The following is a 17,301-nucleotide window of genomic DNA, read 5'->3' as shown; positions in this document are numbered from 1 at the left end:
CATTGCCCTTGCCGAGCGGCACGAATGACCCCGCCATGTCCCTGCTCTTCTATCGTCCGGGCCGGGCGATGCCCTGCCCATCCTGCGGCGAAAGCCAGTGGCTGGTCGGCCGGGTCATGGCGCAATGCGCCTGTTGCGACGCAGCCGTGCCGATCGATGGCGCCTATCGCTGCTGGTCGGACGGGGGCGCATTCTTCCGTCGGCCAGAGCGGATGCCGATCGCCTGATCAGGCTTTTCGCGCCTTCTCGGCGGCGATCCAGGCGTCCATCTGGCTTTCCAGCACTGTCAGCGGCACTGCCCCCTGCGCCAACACCGCGTCATGGAAACGGCGCAGGTCAAATTTCGGCCCCAGGGCTTTTTCGGCTCTGGCGCGCAGTTCCCGTATCTTGATCTCGCCCAGCTTGTAGCCGAGCGCCTGGCCCGGCCAGCTGATATAGCGGTTCACTTCCGCATCAATATTGGCGTCGGACAGGGCACTGTTCGTCTTCATGAATGCGACGGCTCGCGCCTTGTCCCAGCCCTTCGCATGGATGCCGGTATCGACCACAAGCCGGCAGGCGCGCCACATTTCATAGGACAAGCGGCCCATCATCTTCTCGGGCGTGTCATACAGGCCCATTTCTTCACCCAGATATTCGGTGTAGAGCGCCCAGCCCTCCACATAGGCGGTGAACCCGGCGAGATATTTGCGGAACGGCGGGAGCGGCAATTCCTGTTGCAACGCAATCTGGTTGTGATGACCCGGCACCGCCTCATGCGCGGTCAAGGCCGGAACTTCCCAGAAGGGGCGCTGATCCAGCTTGGACGTGTTGACCCAATAGGTGCCCGAAATGCCGGCTTCCGGCGCGCCCGGCCCATAATAGGCCGTCGTGGTGCCTTCGGCTTCTGCCGCCGGGATGGGCTTGAGGCCATAGGGCAGACGCGGCAGCGTGCCGAAATAGCGCGGCAGCAGCCCGTCGATCGTCTTGGCCTGCCGCGCTGCGACGCGCAACAATTCCTCCGGTGTCTGGGCATAATAGGATGAGTCGGTGCGCAAATGGGCGATATAGGCGGCGCGACTGGGATAGCCCGCCTTGGTCGCAATATCGTCCATACGCTTGCCGATCCGGGCGACCTCGGCCAGACCGATCTGGTGGATTTGATCGGGTGTAAGGTCCGTGGTGCTATGTGCCTTCACCCGGCTGGCATACCAGGCGGCGCCACCCGGCAGCGAGGAGGCGCTGTCGCTCTTGCGGCAATGGGGCAGATAGTCCGTGACGAACAGGTCATGCCATTTGCGATATTCCGGTGTCAGAACGTCTCGGATCAGCGTTACCGCGCGCGTCTGCATCGCCGCCCAGTCCGCATCGCTTATGTCGCGTGGCTTGGTGCGCGTGAAGGGTTCGTAGAAACGCGTCTCCTGCGGAGGCCCTTCCACGATCCCGCTGATCGTGCCGGCGTAATTTTGCAGGACGGAACAGGGCTGAACATAGCCGCCCGCGATGGCCTGCCGCGTGATGGCCAGCGCATCGCCATTTTGTTTGGGGTAAAGCGCGAGGCGCTCCAGATAGCTTTCATAGTCGGCGCGATTGTAGAATGGCAGTCCGTCGGCCATGCCCGAAAAGCCCTGATGCCAGCCATAATAGGTGGTGAACAGCATCAGCCGTTCCGCCTGATGGCTGTTGCTGGCGATATCATCGCGCAGCATCCATAGCAGGACATTGCGATTGACCATGTCCGCCGCGCTCAATTGTGCTTCGGGCACGGCTTCCAGTCGCCGGACGAATTGCTGTTCGGTCCTGATCTGCGCGTCTCGCGCGGCGAGCGACATGTCGTAGATGCGGTCGTCATAGTCGCGCACACCGCGCGCGGTTGCCTCAACGGGGTGGACGGACAGATACCAGGTCCAGTGCTCATCCAGGATGCGGGCGAGTTGCGCTTCTGCCGTCACCGCCTGGCCGAATGCGCCGGCATCCTGCGCCTGTGCGGCGGCAGGGATCGTGGAAAGATAAAGCGGGATAAGGGCGGTGCAGAGGATTTTACGCATAGCGGCGATGGTTCGCGCGCGCAGGATCTCTTGGCAAGCCCGATTGTGAAATCGTCTCGCCAGAAAAGCATTGATCAGGGAGGTCAGGCGGGCGCCACGCCTTCGGCTTCGACCACGTCTTCGCCGACATGGATACCGCGTATGCGGACACGCTTTTCCACTAGGTCGACCGGGACCCGCAGCAGGACCAGCCTGTAGCTGCCACCATCTTCGCGCCGTAACAGGAAGCCGGCCGCGTCGCGCACCAGCCTCCCGGTTTCATCGACAGTGGCGCCCACCATGGTCATGATGGTCAGTCGATGGCGTCCTTGACGCCCTTGCCCGCCAAGATGCCGAGAACGAGAAAGACGACAAACACGGCGAGCGCGATAAAGAACAGGATTTTGGCGATGCCGACAAAGGTGCCGGCGGCGCCGCCGAAGCCGAGCAGCGCCAGCACAGCGGCGATGACCAGCGAGATGATCGCGAGCTTGATCATGATCAGGATCCTTGAAATGCGAGAAAAAAGACATTTCTCCAACCCCTGACCGGCTGGCTTGTTCCACATGCGTAGCGGACCACCTGCCATGCCTAACGCCACATTAAGGTTGAATATCAGGCGGTTGATTGAACTGTGCGCCACGCAGAACCGTTTGGACGGCAGATTGCCCGATGGGCCTTAAGGACGGAGACGGTCATGCACAATCACACCATCAGCAAGCTGGACGACCTTATCACCACGCTGATCGACAGCGTGAAAGGATATGCGCATAGCGCGGAGAAGGCCAAATCCGCGCCGTTTGAAACCTTGTTCCGCGATCTCGCGACCGAAAGGCAGGCGGCGGTCACGCTGCTGCAGGAGCGCAGCCGGCAGCTGGACGGCAAGCCCAATGAATTCGGCTCTGCGGCCGGCACGGTCCACCGCTGGATCGAGGATATCCATGTCGCGCTGGGCGGCGGCGACAAGGCGGTCATCCAGGCGATCGACCGGGGCGAGGATTATCTGAACGAAGAATTCGAGCGCGTATTGAGAGACGATGCGATCGACGCGGAAACGCAGTCCATCGTCCGCCGCGCACATGGATCCGTTCGCCACGGGCTGACCCTGGTCGATCAGTTGAAGCAGCAGGTCGCCGCCTAACCGTTATACCCAGCCTTCCAGCACCTGATTGGGTGGCCGGTGGCCGTCCACCCAGGTGCGGATATTGGCGATGACGCGGGCGCCGGTGGCATGGCGCCCCTCTATCGTGGCCGATCCCATGTGCGGCAGCAGCACGACGTTGGAGAGGGCGAGCAGACGTGGATCGACCGCCGGCTCATGGGCATAGACGTCCAGCCCCGCGCCCGCGATGCGGCTTTCCTCGAGCGCGTCGATCAACGCGCCCTCGTCCATGATTTCCGCGCGGGATGTGTTGATGACATAGGCATGGGACCGCAGGAGGCCGATCCGGCGCGCGTCCACCAGCCCGCGGCTGTCGGCATTGAGCGGGCAGTGGATCGACAGGATATCGCTGTCCGTCAGCAAGGCATCGAGATCGCCCTGCCAGCGCGCCTCAAGCTCCTGCTCGACCTCGAAGGGCAGGCGATGGCGATTGTGATAAGCGATGGACAGGCCAAAGGCGCGCGCCCGGCGCGCAACGGCGCGACCGATACGTCCCATGCCGATGATGCCCAGCGTCTTGCCGCCGATCCGGTGGCCCAGCATGCCTGATGGGCTCCACCCCTGCCACGCGCCGGAGCGCACCAGCTTTTCGCCCTCGGCCAGTCGGCGCGGCACCGACAGGATCAGCGCCATCGTCATGTCGGCCGTGTCCTCGGTCAACACGCCGGGCGTATTGGTGACGATGATCCCCTTCTTCCGCGCGGCGACAAGATCGATATGGTCGACCCCGCTACCAAAGCTGGCGATGAGGCGCAGCCTGTCCGGCGCGCCGTCGATCAGGTCCGCGTCGATCTGATCGGTGATGGTGGGCACCAGCACGTCGCAATCAGCCATGGCGCGCGCCATGGCTGCCCGGTCCATCGCCGCGTCGGCGACATTGAAACCGGCGTCGAACAATTGCGCCATGCGCGCTTCCACGTCAGGCGGCAGGCGGCGCGTGACGATGACGCGCGGCTTGGCGGGACGCGGCGGAGTCTTGCGCGGTTCTTGGACCATGACGGTGGCGCTATTGCGCGGCAGGGTGCGGGTCAAGCGGATAAGCCCTATCAAGGCGAGGAAAGACTGTCGCGCCGACGATCAACGGGGTATGGATCGGCCATGGGTAACAGGATTTCGACTATTCACATCGCCTTGGCCGTGGCCGGCGCGACCATGCTGGGCCTTGCCGCTGCGTCCGCAAATGCCGCGCCGGCCAAGAAGACCCCCTATTGGGCGTCGCTGTCGCATGACGAAGCGCGCATGCGCGTTGGCCCCAGCCTGGATTACCCGTCCAACTGGGTCTATCGCCGCCGCGACCTGCCGGTGAAAGTGGTGCAAGTCCTCGGCCTGTGGCGCAAGGTGCAGGACCCTGATGGCGCGCAGGGGTGGATGCATGTCCGCCTGCTCAGCGATACGCCGACCGCCATCGTCCGATCGGCGATCGCGCCGCTGCATGGATCACCCAGTGACGGATCGGCAACGCTGTTTCGCGCCGAACGGGGCGTCGTGGGGCGGATTTCCGACTGTTCGGGCGGCTGGTGCGCTTTCGACGTCAAAGGCCGGCGCGGCTATGTGAAGGCCAGCGATATCTGGGGCAATATCGACGGCTGAGGGCTGGCCTATTGAGGCGGAGCATAGGCTCCGCCCCGGTCATCACCATTCATAGGCCTTGGGAAGGCTGCCTTCGTCCGGCGTTGCATAACGATCACGCAGACGCGTCTGGCGATCCGTCATCGGCTGGGCCACGCCGTCGATCCAGACGGCCACCGGCGCGGACGTCATTTCCAGCGGATCACCATCCCATATCACCACGTCGCCGGCTTTCCCGGGTTGCAGCGAGCCGAGCCGGTCCCCCAGCCCCATCGCCTCGGCCGGAGCGAGGGTGATGGTGCGCAGCGCCTGGCCCCAGCTCAAACCGGTCGCGCCCGGCACCTTGGTCAGCGCCACCATATTGCCTGCCTGCTGGTTGGCGACTCGCAACTGGAGCGCGTCGTCTCCTGTCAGCATGCCCATCGACACGGAAACGCCCGCCTGCACCAGCCGGCCGACATTGCTCTGCGTCGCGGCGAGCTTTTCAAAGGCGGACGGCAAATCCTCCAGCCCCGCGGTAATGACGGGCACCTTGGCCGCCGCGATTTGCGGCGCGACCATCCAGCCTTCGGTAGCCCCAGCCAGGATCAGCCGCAGCGCCGGAAAATCCTGCCGCAGGGCAAGCGCGGCCAGAATATCGCGCGCGCTTTCGGCATGGACCATCAGCGGCATCGCCCCGGTGATGACCGGCACCAGCGCCTCGGCGTCGACGCGGTTCAGCAGCGAATCCTTGGAATTGCCGTCAAAGGCAGCCGGCGCCCTGGCATAGTCCTGCGCCTGCCGCAGCATCATCTTGAACGTCAGGATCATCGCGGCGCGGCTGCCCCCCGCCTCGGCCGCGCCGGCCTCCCCCATTTCGACATATTCGAAAGCGCGCGCCTTGGTGATCGGACTTAAGTCCGCGCCCAGATCGATGACTGCGCCCTGCCCGGCGAATATGCCGCTGGAGGCTGCGGGAGCGACCACTGCCCGGGTCACGCCGCCATTGCGGCTGATCGCGACCGGGTTGGCAAGCGGATTGATGGCGGGGGCAACGTCGATCGCCGCCGAAAAAGGCGAGTTGGCGCTGATATCATTGGTTTCGCGCACCGCCGGCACTTCGGCTAGCCCCACACGCGAAAAGCCCGACACCAGGCCCGGCGTCACCCATTTACCCGATGCGTCGACGATCTTCGCACCGGCGGGCACGGCGATGCCCGCGCCGGCGGCCACGATCTTACCAGCGTCGATCACGACCGTGCCATTCTGTATCGGCTCCGATCCGTCGCCGATCGCCAGCGTCGCGCCGGTAATGGCGATTGGCTGGGCCAGCGCCGGGACGGCCGCGATCAGGGCCAGCAGCGCCGCTGCCCCCATCCGGCATGCGCGGGCGCGAACGGAACATATCTTCGTCATTTCACGTCTCCCGCGCCGATCTGGCCCAGTTCGAAATCGCTCACCGGTCGGCGCTTGGGGTCGAATGCGTCATAGAGCAGCGCGCCGTCGATCCACACCTTTTCCGGCCGGGTATAGGTGCTGAACGGATTGCCGTTCCACAGCACGACGTCCGCCATCTTGCCGACCTTCAGGCTGCCGGTGCGATCGGCAATGCCCATCGCCCGCGCCGGATTGATGGCGAGCCAGGTCCAGGCGACCTCGTCGCTGATGTCGATGCCCATGCGCCGCCCCGCGCCCAGCGCCTTGGCCGCTTCCTGATTGAGCCGCTGGATACCGTCCTGATCGTCGCTATGAACGATGGCGCAGGCTCCGGCCTTGTGGACCAGCGGGATATTCTCCTTGATCCCGTCATAGGCCTCCATCTTGAAGCCATACCAATCGCCCCACAGGGCCGAGCAGATGCCATTGTCGCGCAGCAGGTCCGCGATCTTGTAGCTTTCGACGGCATGGTGGAAGGTCGACACCTTGTAGCCGAATTCCTTGCTCATATCGATGACGTTGGCCATTTCGTCGGCGCGATAGCAATGGTTGTGGACCATGATCTTGCCTTCGAGCACGTCGGCCAGCGTTTCCATGCCCAGGTCGCGCGTCTGATCCTTTCCGGCGGCGCGTTTCTGCTGATATTCGCGCGCCTTGATCCACGTCTGGCGATTGACCGCCATATTTCCCATGCGGGTGCTGGGTTCGCGGCCCTTGCTGCCATAGACTCGCTTGGGATTTTCGCCGCACGCCATTTTGAGCCCCTGCGGTGCGCCGGGAAATTTCATCCCCTGCATCGTGCGCGCCGGCACATTCTTGAGCGTTACGCTGCGCCCGCCGAACAGGTTTGCCGATCCCGGCAGAATCTGGAGCGTGGTCACGCCGCCATTGGCGAGCGCGCGGGAAAAGCCGGGGTCCTGCGGCCAAACGCTATGTTCCGCCCATACATGGGGGGTGACGGGCGACGTCGCCTCATTACCGTCGGACAAGGCATCGACGCCGGGCGATGGATAGTCGCCCAGATGGCTGTGAATATCGATGACGCCGGGCGTCACATATTTGCCCTGGGCGTCGATCACGACCACGTCGGCGGGAATCGGCGTGTCCGCCCCGCCGATCGCCATGACCTTGCCTTCGGACAGGAAGACGACGCCATTGTCGATGCGTCCGCCCTCCCCGTCAAAAATGGTCGCGCCGCGCAGCACCGTCGGCCGACCGCCATAGGGGCGATAGGCCGAAGGATAGGGATTTTCGGGCTCCGCCGACGCCCCTTGCGAGGCGGGTCGCTCCTCCTTGTCCTTGCGTGCGGCCAGCGGCGTGGTGCCGCTTGCCAGCAGGACGGCCGCGACCGTCAGTGAAACACCCCTGTTACTGAACGCCATGCATCCACCTCTTGATCGGAAATGCGAGGATGAAAAGGAGGACGCCAAGACCAATCGACGCAAGGCCGATCGTGCGGAACACGTCCACATAGGTTTGCAGGCTGACGGCCAGGTTCGTCACCTGCCCGCCCACCGTTTCGACGCTGGCGATCTGCGCGATCATGCCGCCGACATATTGGGCGACGGAAATCGACATGAACCAGACGCCCATCATCAGACCGACGATCCGCACGATCGACAATTTGGTGATCATCGACAGGCCGACCGGCGAAATGCACAGCTCCGCCATGGAATGGATCAGGTAAAGCAAGGCCAGCCACCAGATCGACACCTTGAAATCCGCGCCGGCAAAGGCGCTGCCCCAGACGAGGACTAGGAAGCCGAGGCCTACGCCCACCAGCGCGATGGCGAACTTGACCGGGATGGACGGCTCCAGACCCCGACGGCCGAGCGCGTTCCAGCCGATGCTGAACAGGGGCGCCAGCGTGACGATGAAGAAGGCATTGAAAAACTGCGTCTGGCCAGCCGACAGGCTGAACAGGCCGAAGACCGACAGGTCGGTATTGCGATCGGCAAACAGCGTCAGCGACGATCCGGCCTGCTCGAACAGGGTCCAGAATACGACGTTGAAAACGATCATCACCATCGCCGCCAGCATCATCTGAAATTCGACCTTGCTGCCCGCGCGCCAAGACCAGATGAGAATGGCGGGCACGGCGATCAGGAAGGTGATGAACAGCAATTTGCCCAAGATCGGCAGCGCCATCAGATAACCGATGATGCCAGCGCCCGCCTGTGCCTGCGCGGCGTCCATCACATTGACGAACAGGAACCACATCAGGGGAATGGCCGCGATGGACAGGGCGTAGATCAGCAGGTCCTTGCGCGGATTGGCGCCTTCGGGCCGTTCGCCATAGCCGCCGAGTTTTCCGCCATCGAACTGGATCAGTGCCCAGGAACAGAGCATGCCTATCGCCGCGAGCAGGAAGCCCGCCCACCAGCCGACCGACGTCGCGAGCCAGGGGCAGAGTATCTGCGAAAACAGGCTGCCCAGATTGATGCCCATGTAGAAAATGGTGAAGCCGGCATCGCGGCGACGGTCGCCGACCGCGTAGAGCTCGCCCACGATGGTCGAGATATTGGGTTTGAAGAAGCCATTGCCGACGACGATGGCCGACAGGGCGATCAACATCAGCATGGTGAAGAAGGGGCTGCGTTCGCCGCCCGCGACAAAGCCACCCTTTTCGACCTTGCGCTCGACAGCGCCCGCGTCGTTCACCAAGTCGACCGAGCCATCCTCATGCCCGCGAATGGCAAGGCGCGCGTCACCGTCGATCAGATATTGCTGGCGCGCGTCGCCCTGTTTGGCGACCTGCACCTCGTATCGCTGGCCATCGACAAGGGCATAGGGCTTGGCCGCCTCCCCGCCGAAACACAGCGTGAAATAGCCGATCGCCATGATGATCGCGCCGAACTTCACCGACCGTTTCGACCCCAGATACCGGTCGGCGATGAAGCCGCCGATGAACGGGGTCAGATAGACCAGCGACATATAGGCGCCATAGGTTCCGCTGGCGCTGGTGTCGGAAAACAGGAAATGGTCCGTCAGGTAGAGGACCAGCAAGGCCCGCATACCGTAGAAACCGAATCGCTCCCACATTTCGGTGGTGAACAATCTGGCAAGCTGACGTGGATGGCCGAACCAGGATGCGTCGGCGTCATTGATATGTTCGGCCGCCTGGGCCGCCCGGTTCGGGTCGGCGGGTGAAATGGCCATGGCGCGGTGCTCCCCGATCTTCTAGGGAAGGCCCCGCCTCCCCAAATTCAATCGCGCGAGACTAGCAGCAGAATTGCGTGAGTGAAGAACAATATTACAACCGCATGAAGGATGGCCCGATGTTCAATGACCGTTCCACGCCGCTTTCTCTGCTCCAGACCCGCCGATCGGGTAAGCCGCGCGACCTGATTGCGCCGGGGCCGGATGATACGGAATTGCGACTGATATTGGAGGTGGCGCTGCGCACGCCCGACCATGGCAAGCTGGCCCCATGGCGTTTCGTCATCGTGCCGCAAGACAAGCGCCACGCGCTGGCGGAGCTTCTGGAACGGGCCTATCGCGCTGAGAAACCCGACGCCGGAAGGCTGGAAGTCGAATCCATGCATCAGTTCGCCCATCAGGCGCCGACATTAGTGGTCGCTCTGTCGTCCCCGGTGCCCGGCAGCAAAATCCCGGTGTGGGAACAGCAATTGTCGGCCGGCGCGGCGATCATGAACCTGCTCCACGCCACCCATGCGCTTGGTTATGCCGGCGGATGGCTCACCGGCTGGCCCAGCTTCAATGGCGACGTGCGCGACGCATTCGGGCAAGCCCATGAGAAAATAGCCGGATTCATCTTCATCGGCACCCCGGCGAAGCCGCTGGAAGAACGGCCCAGGCCAGAATATGACGCTATCGTATCGACCTGGGACCGATAATTACAAAATGTCATGATGCAGACATCGTCTCTGACTTGACCCCATTAGCTGTATTATGGCAGTGAAGCACTATGGCCGAAGACTCAAAGCCCGTCTATCTCCGCCTGCGGGAGATCATCGCTGCGTCCATATTGGATGGGGAATTTGCCGATGGTGACTTGCTGCCGTCGGTCCGCGCCTTCGCCTCAGCGCAGGGCGCCAATCCGCTGACCGTCGCCAAGGCGTATCAGAGCTTTCAGGATGATGGTCTGGTGGTAGTGAAGCGCGGCGTCGGCATGTTCGTCGCCGCGGGGGCCACGCGCCGCCTGCGCGAAGCAGAGCGCGAACGATTTCTGGAAACGGTCTGGCCACCGGTGGCCGCGCAGATGCGCCGGCTGGGTCTTCGCATCGAGGATATGGACCTGGCGCAGGCCTGACCCGCTTTTTTACAACGCTTTGAGCGCCTCCAGCGCTTCCTGCCGATTGCCGAAATCCCGCACCGATGCCGCACGGTTGAGCGCAAGTCGCGCTTCTCCTTTGCGTCCCGCCGCCGCATAGGCCTGCCCCAGATGCATCTGAAGCACGGGCACGGATGGCGCGAGCGCAACCGCCTTTTCCAGCAAATCGACCGCCATCGGCCCCTTTGCGTCGCTGCGCATCAGCACCCAGCCCAGCATGTCGGCCGTCACCGGATTGCCGGGCATCAGCGCATAGCCATGGCGCGCATAGGCCAAGGCGGCACTCTGTTTGCGCTGTTCCAACGAAACCCGCGCCAGATCGGTCATCAACAGCGCATCATTGTCGCCGACCTGCGCGCGTAGCGCCTGAAGCAGCCGCTCGGCGCTGCGCCAGTCTTCCCGCGCGATCGTAAAGCCCGCCGCCAGACGGAGCATGTCGTGATCCATAGGATGCTGGCGCAAGAAAAGCCGGGCTACCTGCTCCGCGCGCGGCCCATTGCCGGTCTGTTGCAGGGCGCTGACCAGGCGCAGCGCCGCATCGCGATCGAAACGGATATTGGCGCCGGCTTCGTAGGCGCGCACCGATTCCCGGCCCTGCCCGTTCGCCTGCAACACATCGCCCAGGATCAGCCATGCAGCCGGTGCGCCGGGGTTGGCCCGGTTCAACAGGCGCGCCCGCTCCAGCGCCTCGTCATCGCGTCCCGCAGTCAGGAGCGCGCGAATATAGGGGATATTGTCGCGTGCGGTCGCCGGATCGGCTGGCGCTCCATTCGGCAAGGACGTTGCGAAAACCGACGCCGCCGGCCGCACGGGCCAGGCGGCCCGCGCCAGCATGTCGCTGGCCATCGCCCGGTCGCCGAGGCTTTCCTGCACGCGGGCGGCAAGAGTCAGGACATAGGGGTCCGCATCCTGCTGCGCCACGATCGGCGCCAGCGTGGCGGCGGCCGACATCTGGTCGCCATTATCCGAGTAGGCGCGCCCCAGCAAGATGCGCGCCGGCCGGTTCCAGGGTTGCGCATCGACCAAGGGCGCCAATGTCTGCGCCGCCAGCAGGGGATTGCCGTCCTGAAGATGCAGAATGCCGCGCAGCAGCTGCGTCGCTGGTTCCCCGTCCAGCCGACCGCCGGTACGCTCCAAAAGCCTGCGCGCCAGATCGTCCTGACCGGCCCGCGCCGCCATGACCGCCTGCATCATCCAGGCGCGCGCGTTGCCAGGATCGAGCGCCAGGATGCGGCGCGTCATCGCCAGCATGCGCGATGCCTGGCCCGCATCCGCCAGCGTGGCGGCATATTGCTCCAGGACCGGCACGGAATCAGGATCGACCGCCATCGCACGATCAAACCAGGGAAGCGCCGCCACCAGGCCATATTGAGTGCGGGTGAGTTCCGCGCGCAGCCCCAGGGCGAGCACGCTTTTGGGGTCGAGCGCCACCGCCTGATCGGCTGCAGCAATGGCCCCGGCCTGATCGCCGGTTGCCATGCGCAGGCGGCCCACCTCGACCCAGGTGTCGGAATCGCGCGCCTTCAACACCAGCGCTCGCTTGAGCGCCGTTTCCGATCCGCGCACATCCCCCTCAGCCAGCGCCGCGCGCGCGATGACATGCGCCGCGTCAAGCGCCTGCTCCTCCGGCAGGTCGGTCGCGTGCGCTTCGGCCAAGGCGCCGGCAAAATCGCCCTGAAGAAAATGGGCCTGCGCCATAACCGCGCGCGTAGCGGCCGGCGCCTGCCCCAGCGACCGGGCGCGCTCCACTTCGGCCTGCGCCCCGGCCCCATCGCCCAGATCGGCGAGCGCTCGCGCCTGCGCCGCGCGGGCAACGGCCGAGCGCGGATTGCCCTTGATCGCGTTCATCAGTTCAACCCGCGCCGTGCGCGCATCGCCCCGGTCAAGCGCCGCCAGACCGCGCGCCAACGCGGCACTGCCGTCCCGTTCATGCGCGCGCCATTGCCACAATCCCGCCAGCGCCATCAGCGCGGCGATCAAACCAATGATCAGGAAAAGGCGGGAACGGCGCATCAGTCAGCCCTGCATATGATAGTGTTTGAGCAAGTCATAGAGCGTCGGCCGGCTGATCCCCAGCATCCGGGCCGCACCCGATATGTTGCCGTCCGTGCGAGCCATCGCATGACGGATGGCGCGCCGGTCGGCCATTTCACGCGCCAGCTTCAGGTTGATGACGTCCGCGCCGCCTTGCGTTTCCTGGTCCAGATCAAGATCGGCGGCGGTGATGAATTTGCCTTCGGCCAGGATCATGGCGCGCTTCATCCTGTTTTCCAGTTCCCGCACATTGCCAGGCCAGGACCATGCATCCAGCGCCGCAAGCGCATCGGGCGCCAGCCCCTTGACCTGCGGATTGAGATCGTCGGCGAAGCGATTGAGGAAATGGCGCGCCAGAAGCGCGGCATCGCCCGGCCGGTCCTTAAGTCCAGGTAGGCGCACCACGACTTCGGCAAGGCGATAGTAAAGGTCTTCGCGGAACGTCCCGGCCGCCGTCATGGCGTCAAGGTCGCGGTGGCTGGCACACAATATGCGTGTATCCATGCCCTTCGCGCCTCTGTCCCCTGCATCATCCTCGTGCCGCTGTTGCAGGAACAACAGCAGCTGCGCCTGAAGCGACAAGTCCATGTCACCGACCTCATCGAGGAACAGCGTGCCGCCACGTGCAGCGCCGATCCTGCCGCCAGCAGGCCGTCCATCCGACCGGATATCGCCAAACAGCTCCGCCGCCAGCGTCGCAGAGGACAACGCCGCGCAGTTGACGGTGACGAACGGACCATCGCGACGCTGGCTCGCATCGTGCAGCGCCTGCGCCAGCAATCCCTTGCCGGTTCCGCTGCCGCCCGACAGCAGCACGAAGACATCGGTCGGGGCGACCCGTTCGATCGTCCGCGCGACCCTGATCATTTCGGGCGCCGCCGTGATGACCTGGCCCAGCACCTGCTTGTCGCGCGTCGCGGCCTCCACCAGTCGCGCATTGTCGCGCTCCAGCGCATGGACATGAAAGGCGCGTCTGACGATCAATCCCAACTCATGGATATCGACCGGCTTTTGATAGAAATCATAAGCGCCGCCCGCGATCGCCTCCAGCGCGCTTTCCCGCTCGCCATGGCCCGAAGCGACGATGATCTTGGTATCCGGCTTGATGCGCAGCATATCGGCCAGCGTCGCAAATCCCTCGCTGGTGCCATCAGGATCGGGCGGCAATCCCAAGTCCAGCGTCACGACATCGGGCGTTTCGGCGCGCAGCAGGTCGATCGCTTCCTCCCGATCGCCGGCGATGAACACATGATAGGCGTCATAGGCCCATCGCAGCTGCCGTTGCAGCCCGGGATCATCCTCGACGATCAGCAATTTGGGCCGTGTGTCGCTCATCACGCCGCCTGCTCGCCATGCGCCGGCCTGTCGCCTGCCGACGCCAGCGGGAGGAAGATGGTGAACCGGCTGCCTACGCCAGCCTGGCTTTCCACCATGATCCTGCCGCCCATGGCCTGCGCCAAAGCGCGCGCCTCAAACGCGCCGAGGCCAAAGCCTCCGGCCTTGCTGGATGCAAAGGGCTTGAACAATTCGCGGCGGATATATTCCGCGCTCATGCCCGATCCCTGGTCGATAATGTCTATCCTTGCCATGTCGTCCTGACGCCCCAGGCGGATGACGACCGGCCTGTCGGCGGGGCTGGCATCAATGGCGTTCTGGACCAGGTGAAGGATGACCTGTTCGGTTCGAACCGGATCGGCCATGATGTCGGGAGCCGTTCCCTCTATCCGGACGGCATGGTGGCGTGATCGCATTGCGGCGATCCGGACCAGAAGCGGTTGCAACCCGAACGCACGCGCCTCCTGCGCCGCAGCCTTGTGATGCTGGGACAGGCGGCCCAGCATGGCGTTCATCCGACCGACCGATTCTTTCAGGGTCAGGATCATGTCCGCCCGAAAATCGGGGTTATCGGCATGGCGTTCTGCATTGTGGGTCAACAGCGACAATTGGCTGACCAGATTCTTGACGTCATGCAAGATGAAGGCAAAGCGCCGGTTGAATTCATCGAACCGCTGGGCATCGGCCAGCGCCTGCTGGCCTTGCGCCTCGCTGATATGGCTGGCCGCCTGCCTGCCCGCCGCGCGCAGCATGTCCAGGTCTTCCCAGTCCAGTCGTCGGTCGACCGGTGGACGTGCCAGCAGGATCGCGCCGATCAGCCGGCCATAATGGATGAGCGGCGCCATGGCCCAGACCTGCCGGTCCTGCGCCAGCCATCGTGGCGAGACCGCCGACTCCCCCTCTCGGCCCAGATCGATAATATGCCCCTGCTCAAGCCGGGCGGTCATTTCGGCCGGGATCGGGGCTGCATCCATGGCAAGGTTTGGCCAGTTCCAGTGGGTTTCGACACTGAGCGATCCCTCTTCATCGCGCAGGAGCAGGATGGCGGCGGGCGACTGGGTGATATCCGCCACCGCTTTTGCGACGCGCTGGCCCAGCGGCGCGGACGCATCGCCCGACCTGCCGATGGTTTCGCCAAAGCGCATCCATTCGGTGCGGTAATCATAGCGATGCTGGAAAAAATGCTTGGCGACCTGCACGCGCCAGACCGCCTGCAACCGAGGGGACGGCAGCAACACGAGCGCCGTGACGGCGGTGAAGAACACAGCGCCGATTTCGACAAGCCGTGCGTAGGGGCCGGCAATCATCTCGATCAGTATGGCGACGGCCGCAATCAGCACGACATAGAGTCCAATGGCGAAGACCGACAGCGACTGCATCGTCAGCGCGCGCGACAATTGCACGCGTCCGCTCAGGTCCCGGCGTACGCCAATCGCGACGAAAGCGGCCACCACCGCCATCAGCAATCCTCGCAACGCAAACAGCGATGCGGCGCGTTGCGGCGCGACATAACCGATCAGGTATAACGCAAAATCATAGCCCCACATCGCCGCCAAAGCGCCCAGCAACGGCGCCAAGCCGCTGCGCTCCTCAACCGGGCAAACGCTGTATAACTGGTGCAGCAAGAGCAGACTACCGATCGCCGTCATCATCCGCAGCACCAAAGTGGTTGCGATCAGCGCATCCTGCACATCACCGGACAGCGAAAACTGACGCCAGGACAGATCGGTCACGGTCTGGAGCAGGATCAGGCCCGCAACGGCCGCATAGACGGCAACGACCCCGCCCTTTGGCCCCTGCCGTCCAGCCCAGGCCCGCCGCAGCAGGACGAACATCGCCAGCAGCCAGCTTGCATTGCGGATATTTTCGCCAAGGCCGGAGAGCGGCTTGGCGACGCTGCCGAAAGAAATATAGAGCGCCCAGCCCGATGTCAGCAGCATGGCCGCCGCCAGGCATCGCAAGTCCGTCGAACCATCCCGACGACGCAACAGCCAGATGCCAAGCGCCGCAAACAAGGTAGCCGCCAGCGCGTGGCCCCAATCCCCGACGATTTGCAGAAAGACAGGCATCGCCGGCCGTCAGCGCGCGCCGTCAGGCCAGAGCACGACGCGCACGGTCTGCAACAGGATCAGCAGATCGAGGAACGGCGTGTAATTTTTGGCATAATAAAGATCATATTCCAGCTTGTGCCGGGAATCCTCAATCGACGCGCCATAGGGATAGTTGATCTGCGCCCAGCCGGTAATGCCCGGCTTCACCATATGCCGTTCGGCATAATAGCGCAGATGCTGCTCCAGATCCTCGACAAACTGGCGGCGTTCGGGACGCGGGCCGACAAAGCTCATCTCGCCCTTCAGGACCGTCCATGTCTGCGGCAGTTCGTCGATGCGCAGCTTGCGGAGCCAATAGCCAAGGCGCGTGATGCGCGGGTCGTCCTTTTCCGCCCAGACCGCTTGGCCCGCCACTTCTGCATCCTGCCGCATGGTGCGCAGCTTCACGATCCAGAATTCCTGGCCATAGAGGCCCACACGTTGCTGGCGATAAAAGGCCGGCCCCTTGCTATCCAGCTTCACCAGCAGTGCGCCCAGCAAAATGATCGGTCCGGTGAGGATCAGCAGGATCAGGCTGGCAACGATATCGAAAATGCGCTTAGCGATGCTGGACAGCCTGCGTCCCGCTGAAAAGCCGTCGGAAAAGATCAGCCAGCTCGGATTGACGCTGGCAAGGTCGACGCGACCGGTTTCCCGCTCCAGAAAGCTCGACAGATCGTTGACGTGCACGCCCGTCGTCTTGATGCGCAGCAGGTCCGTCATGGGAATGGCGTTCCGCCGCTCCTCCAGCGCCAGTACCACTTCGCTCGCATTCAGGCGCACGACGAAATCGGCCAGATTATAGACAGCGTTCCGGTTGATGGCTTCGGCGATAACCTGTTCGCCATCGTTCATTGCAATATAGCCGACCACCAGAAAGCCAGAACCGCGGCGACGCTCCAATTCCCGGATGCGGTTGGCACGGTTTCCTGCCCCCAGCACGACCAGCCGGCGCTTGAATGCCTCGCCACCCAGCATAGACCCTAGCAGCAGCCGGATCACCAGCAGCACCGCGACCGCAAGCCCCATCGCGTATAGCGAATTGGAGCGCCACAGCGTGATGGATGGCATCAGAAAATAGAGGACGGAGAGGAAAATAACCCCCAGCGATACCGCCACCAGCAGCCGCGCCAGCGCAAAGCGGATCGACTGGAGCGATTCGGGGCCATAGACGCCCACCGCGATCATCGCGGTCTGGATGGAGAAGGCGAAACTCAGCAGCGGCGCTATGCGCGACGCCATCGGCTCCACGTCCATGCCGATCTGGTGCGCGCGCAGCACCCATCCGGCTTCGGCCGCGCCGATCAGCAGCAGGAAATCCAGCAGCCCCAGCAACAGTACCGCATGCGGCACATAATGTTTGAACAGCCTGATCATCGTTGCGCCTCACCCAGC

16 protein-coding genes are annotated in these 17,301 nt (G+C 63.9%); 5 read left to right on the top strand and 11 right to left on the bottom strand.

What is annotated here, in order from left to right; all coding sequences use genetic code 11:
• Positions 1 to 35 precede the first annotated feature (35 nt).
• Entirely contained in the window at positions 36 to 227 is a 192-nt protein-coding gene (locus SAB01S_RS00560; protein WP_062731256.1) for a hypothetical protein, read from the top strand.
• On the opposite strand, the gene SAB01S_RS00555 is transcribed toward SAB01S_RS00560, so the two are convergent.
• The 3 genes from SAB01S_RS00555 to SAB01S_RS00545 form a co-directional block, all read right to left on the bottom strand.
• Positions 228 to 2,027, bottom strand: coding sequence for a DUF885 domain-containing protein (locus SAB01S_RS00555; protein ID WP_062731255.1), 1,800 nt, complete (start codon positions 2,025 to 2,027; stop codon positions 228 to 230). It abuts the gene before it with no gap.
• Between the two features lie 83 nt (positions 2,028 to 2,110).
• Positions 2,111 to 2,314 (bottom strand): DUF5818 domain-containing protein, encoded by a 204-nt coding sequence (locus SAB01S_RS00550; RefSeq protein ID WP_062731254.1) that lies wholly within the window; start codon positions 2,312 to 2,314, stop codon positions 2,111 to 2,113.
• Positions 2,315 to 2,319: 5 nt separating this feature from the next.
• Entirely contained in the window at positions 2,320 to 2,505 is a 186-nt protein-coding gene (locus tag SAB01S_RS00545; protein WP_009821964.1) for a DUF1328 domain-containing protein, read from the bottom strand.
• 198 nt (positions 2,506 to 2,703) lie between these two features.
• On the opposite strand from SAB01S_RS00545, the gene SAB01S_RS00540 reads away from it, so the two are divergent.
• A complete protein-coding gene (locus SAB01S_RS00540; protein WP_062731253.1) occupies positions 2,704 to 3,147 on the top strand; it encodes a PA2169 family four-helix-bundle protein in 444 nt (147 codons plus the stop codon).
• A 3-nt stretch (positions 3,148 to 3,150) separates the two neighbouring features.
• Here the strand turns inward: SAB01S_RS00540 and SAB01S_RS00535 are convergent, their stop codons facing one another.
• Positions 3,151 to 4,164, bottom strand: a complete 1,014-nt coding sequence (locus SAB01S_RS00535; protein WP_174525595.1) for a 2-hydroxyacid dehydrogenase — start codon at positions 4,162 to 4,164, stop codon at positions 3,151 to 3,153.
• Between the two features lie 156 nt (positions 4,165 to 4,320).
• On the opposite strand from SAB01S_RS00535, the gene SAB01S_RS00530 reads away from it, so the two are divergent.
• Positions 4,321 to 4,758 (top strand): SH3 domain-containing protein, encoded by a 438-nt coding sequence (locus tag SAB01S_RS00530; RefSeq protein WP_245646385.1) that lies wholly within the window; start codon positions 4,321 to 4,323, stop codon positions 4,756 to 4,758.
• Between the two features lie 42 nt (positions 4,759 to 4,800).
• Here the strand turns inward: SAB01S_RS00530 and SAB01S_RS00525 are convergent, their stop codons facing one another.
• The 3 genes from SAB01S_RS00525 to SAB01S_RS00515 are packed head-to-tail and all read right to left on the bottom strand — an operon-like array spanning position 4,801 to position 9,312.
• A complete protein-coding gene (locus SAB01S_RS00525; protein ID WP_062731251.1) occupies positions 4,801 to 6,132 on the bottom strand; it encodes an amidohydrolase family protein in 1,332 nt (443 codons plus the stop codon).
• Positions 6,129 to 7,535 (bottom strand): amidohydrolase, encoded by a 1,407-nt coding sequence (locus SAB01S_RS00520; protein WP_062731250.1) that lies wholly within the window; start codon positions 7,533 to 7,535, stop codon positions 6,129 to 6,131. The genes SAB01S_RS00525 and SAB01S_RS00520 overlap by 4 nt, the downstream gene beginning before the upstream one ends.
• A complete protein-coding gene (locus SAB01S_RS00515; RefSeq protein WP_062731249.1) occupies positions 7,522 to 9,312 on the bottom strand; it encodes a peptide MFS transporter in 1,791 nt (596 codons plus the stop codon). The genes SAB01S_RS00520 and SAB01S_RS00515 overlap by 14 nt, the downstream gene beginning before the upstream one ends.
• 119 nt (positions 9,313 to 9,431) lie before the next feature.
• Between SAB01S_RS00515 and SAB01S_RS00510 the strand changes: the two genes are divergently transcribed.
• Both SAB01S_RS00510 and SAB01S_RS00505 read left to right on the top strand, forming a co-directional pair.
• The gene (locus SAB01S_RS00510) at positions 9,432 to 10,010 is read left to right on the top strand and encodes a nitroreductase family protein (protein ID WP_062731477.1); all 579 of its coding nucleotides are present in this window, start codon (positions 9,432 to 9,434) and stop codon (positions 10,008 to 10,010) included.
• Positions 10,011 to 10,081: 71 nt separating this feature from the next.
• A complete protein-coding gene (locus tag SAB01S_RS00505) occupies positions 10,082 to 10,426 on the top strand; it encodes a GntR family transcriptional regulator (RefSeq protein WP_062731248.1) in 345 nt (114 codons plus the stop codon).
• Between the two features lie 9 nt (positions 10,427 to 10,435).
• On the opposite strand, the gene SAB01S_RS00500 is transcribed toward SAB01S_RS00505, so the two are convergent.
• Genes SAB01S_RS00500 through SAB01S_RS00485 form a run of 4 tightly spaced genes read right to left on the bottom strand, consistent with a single transcriptional unit; the run spans position 10,436 to position 17,283 of the window.
• The gene (locus tag SAB01S_RS00500; RefSeq protein WP_062731247.1) at positions 10,436 to 12,460 is read right to left on the bottom strand and encodes a tetratricopeptide repeat protein; all 2,025 of its coding nucleotides are present in this window, start codon (positions 12,458 to 12,460) and stop codon (positions 10,436 to 10,438) included.
• Positions 12,461 to 12,463: 3 nt separating this feature from the next.
• Positions 12,464 to 13,816, bottom strand: a complete 1,353-nt coding sequence (gene prsR / locus SAB01S_RS00495) for a PEP-CTERM-box response regulator transcription factor (RefSeq protein ID WP_062731246.1) — start codon at positions 13,814 to 13,816, stop codon at positions 12,464 to 12,466.
• Positions 13,816 to 15,885 (bottom strand): XrtA/PEP-CTERM system histidine kinase PrsK, encoded by a 2,070-nt coding sequence (gene prsK / locus SAB01S_RS00490; protein ID WP_062731245.1) that lies wholly within the window; start codon positions 15,883 to 15,885, stop codon positions 13,816 to 13,818. The genes prsR and prsK overlap by 1 nt, the downstream gene beginning before the upstream one ends.
• Before the next feature lie 9 nt (positions 15,886 to 15,894).
• The gene (locus SAB01S_RS00485) at positions 15,895 to 17,283 is read right to left on the bottom strand and encodes a TIGR03013 family XrtA/PEP-CTERM system glycosyltransferase (RefSeq protein WP_062731244.1); all 1,389 of its coding nucleotides are present in this window, start codon (positions 17,281 to 17,283) and stop codon (positions 15,895 to 15,897) included.
• Between the last annotated feature and the right edge of the window lie 18 nt (positions 17,284 to 17,301).

The sequence above is a fragment of the Sphingobium abikonense NBRC 16140 genome (genome assembly GCF_001598335.1).
Taxonomy (GTDB): Bacteria; Pseudomonadota; Alphaproteobacteria; order Sphingomonadales; family Sphingomonadaceae; genus Sphingobium; species Sphingobium abikonense.
This window is presented reverse-complemented; position numbering and strand designations above follow the sequence as displayed.

Coding starts and splice junctions, on each gene's coding strand:
- SAB01S_RS00560 (WP_062731256.1), top strand. CDS start 36: ATGTCCCTGCTCTTCTATCGTCCGGGCCGGGCGATGCCCTGCCCATCC.
- SAB01S_RS00555 (WP_062731255.1), bottom strand. CDS start 2,027: ATGCGTAAAATCCTCTGCACCGCCCTTATCCCGCTTTATCTTTCCACG.
- SAB01S_RS00550 (WP_062731254.1), bottom strand. CDS start 2,314: ATGACCATGGTGGGCGCCACTGTCGATGAAACCGGGAGGCTGGTGCGC.
- SAB01S_RS00545 (WP_009821964.1), bottom strand. CDS start 2,505: ATGATCAAGCTCGCGATCATCTCGCTGGTCATCGCCGCTGTGCTGGCG.
- SAB01S_RS00540 (WP_062731253.1), top strand. CDS start 2,704: ATGCACAATCACACCATCAGCAAGCTGGACGACCTTATCACCACGCTG.
- SAB01S_RS00535 (WP_174525595.1), bottom strand. CDS start 4,164: ATGGTCCAAGAACCGCGCAAGACTCCGCCGCGTCCCGCCAAGCCGCGC.
- SAB01S_RS00530 (WP_245646385.1), top strand. CDS start 4,321: ATGCTGGGCCTTGCCGCTGCGTCCGCAAATGCCGCGCCGGCCAAGAAG.
- SAB01S_RS00525 (WP_062731251.1), bottom strand. CDS start 6,132: ATGACGAAGATATGTTCCGTTCGCGCCCGCGCATGCCGGATGGGGGCA.
- SAB01S_RS00520 (WP_062731250.1), bottom strand. CDS start 7,535: ATGGCGTTCAGTAACAGGGGTGTTTCACTGACGGTCGCGGCCGTCCTG.
- SAB01S_RS00515 (WP_062731249.1), bottom strand. CDS start 9,312: ATGGCCATTTCACCCGCCGACCCGAACCGGGCGGCCCAGGCGGCCGAA.
- SAB01S_RS00510 (WP_062731477.1), top strand. CDS start 9,432: ATGTTCAATGACCGTTCCACGCCGCTTTCTCTGCTCCAGACCCGCCGA.
- SAB01S_RS00505 (WP_062731248.1), top strand. CDS start 10,082: ATGGCCGAAGACTCAAAGCCCGTCTATCTCCGCCTGCGGGAGATCATC.
- SAB01S_RS00500 (WP_062731247.1), bottom strand. CDS start 12,460: ATGCGCCGTTCCCGCCTTTTCCTGATCATTGGTTTGATCGCCGCGCTG.
- prsR (WP_062731246.1), bottom strand. CDS start 13,816: ATGAGCGACACACGGCCCAAATTGCTGATCGTCGAGGATGATCCCGGG.
- prsK (WP_062731245.1), bottom strand. CDS start 15,885: ATGCCTGTCTTTCTGCAAATCGTCGGGGATTGGGGCCACGCGCTGGCG.
- SAB01S_RS00485 (WP_062731244.1), bottom strand. CDS start 17,283: ATGATCAGGCTGTTCAAACATTATGTGCCGCATGCGGTACTGTTGCTG.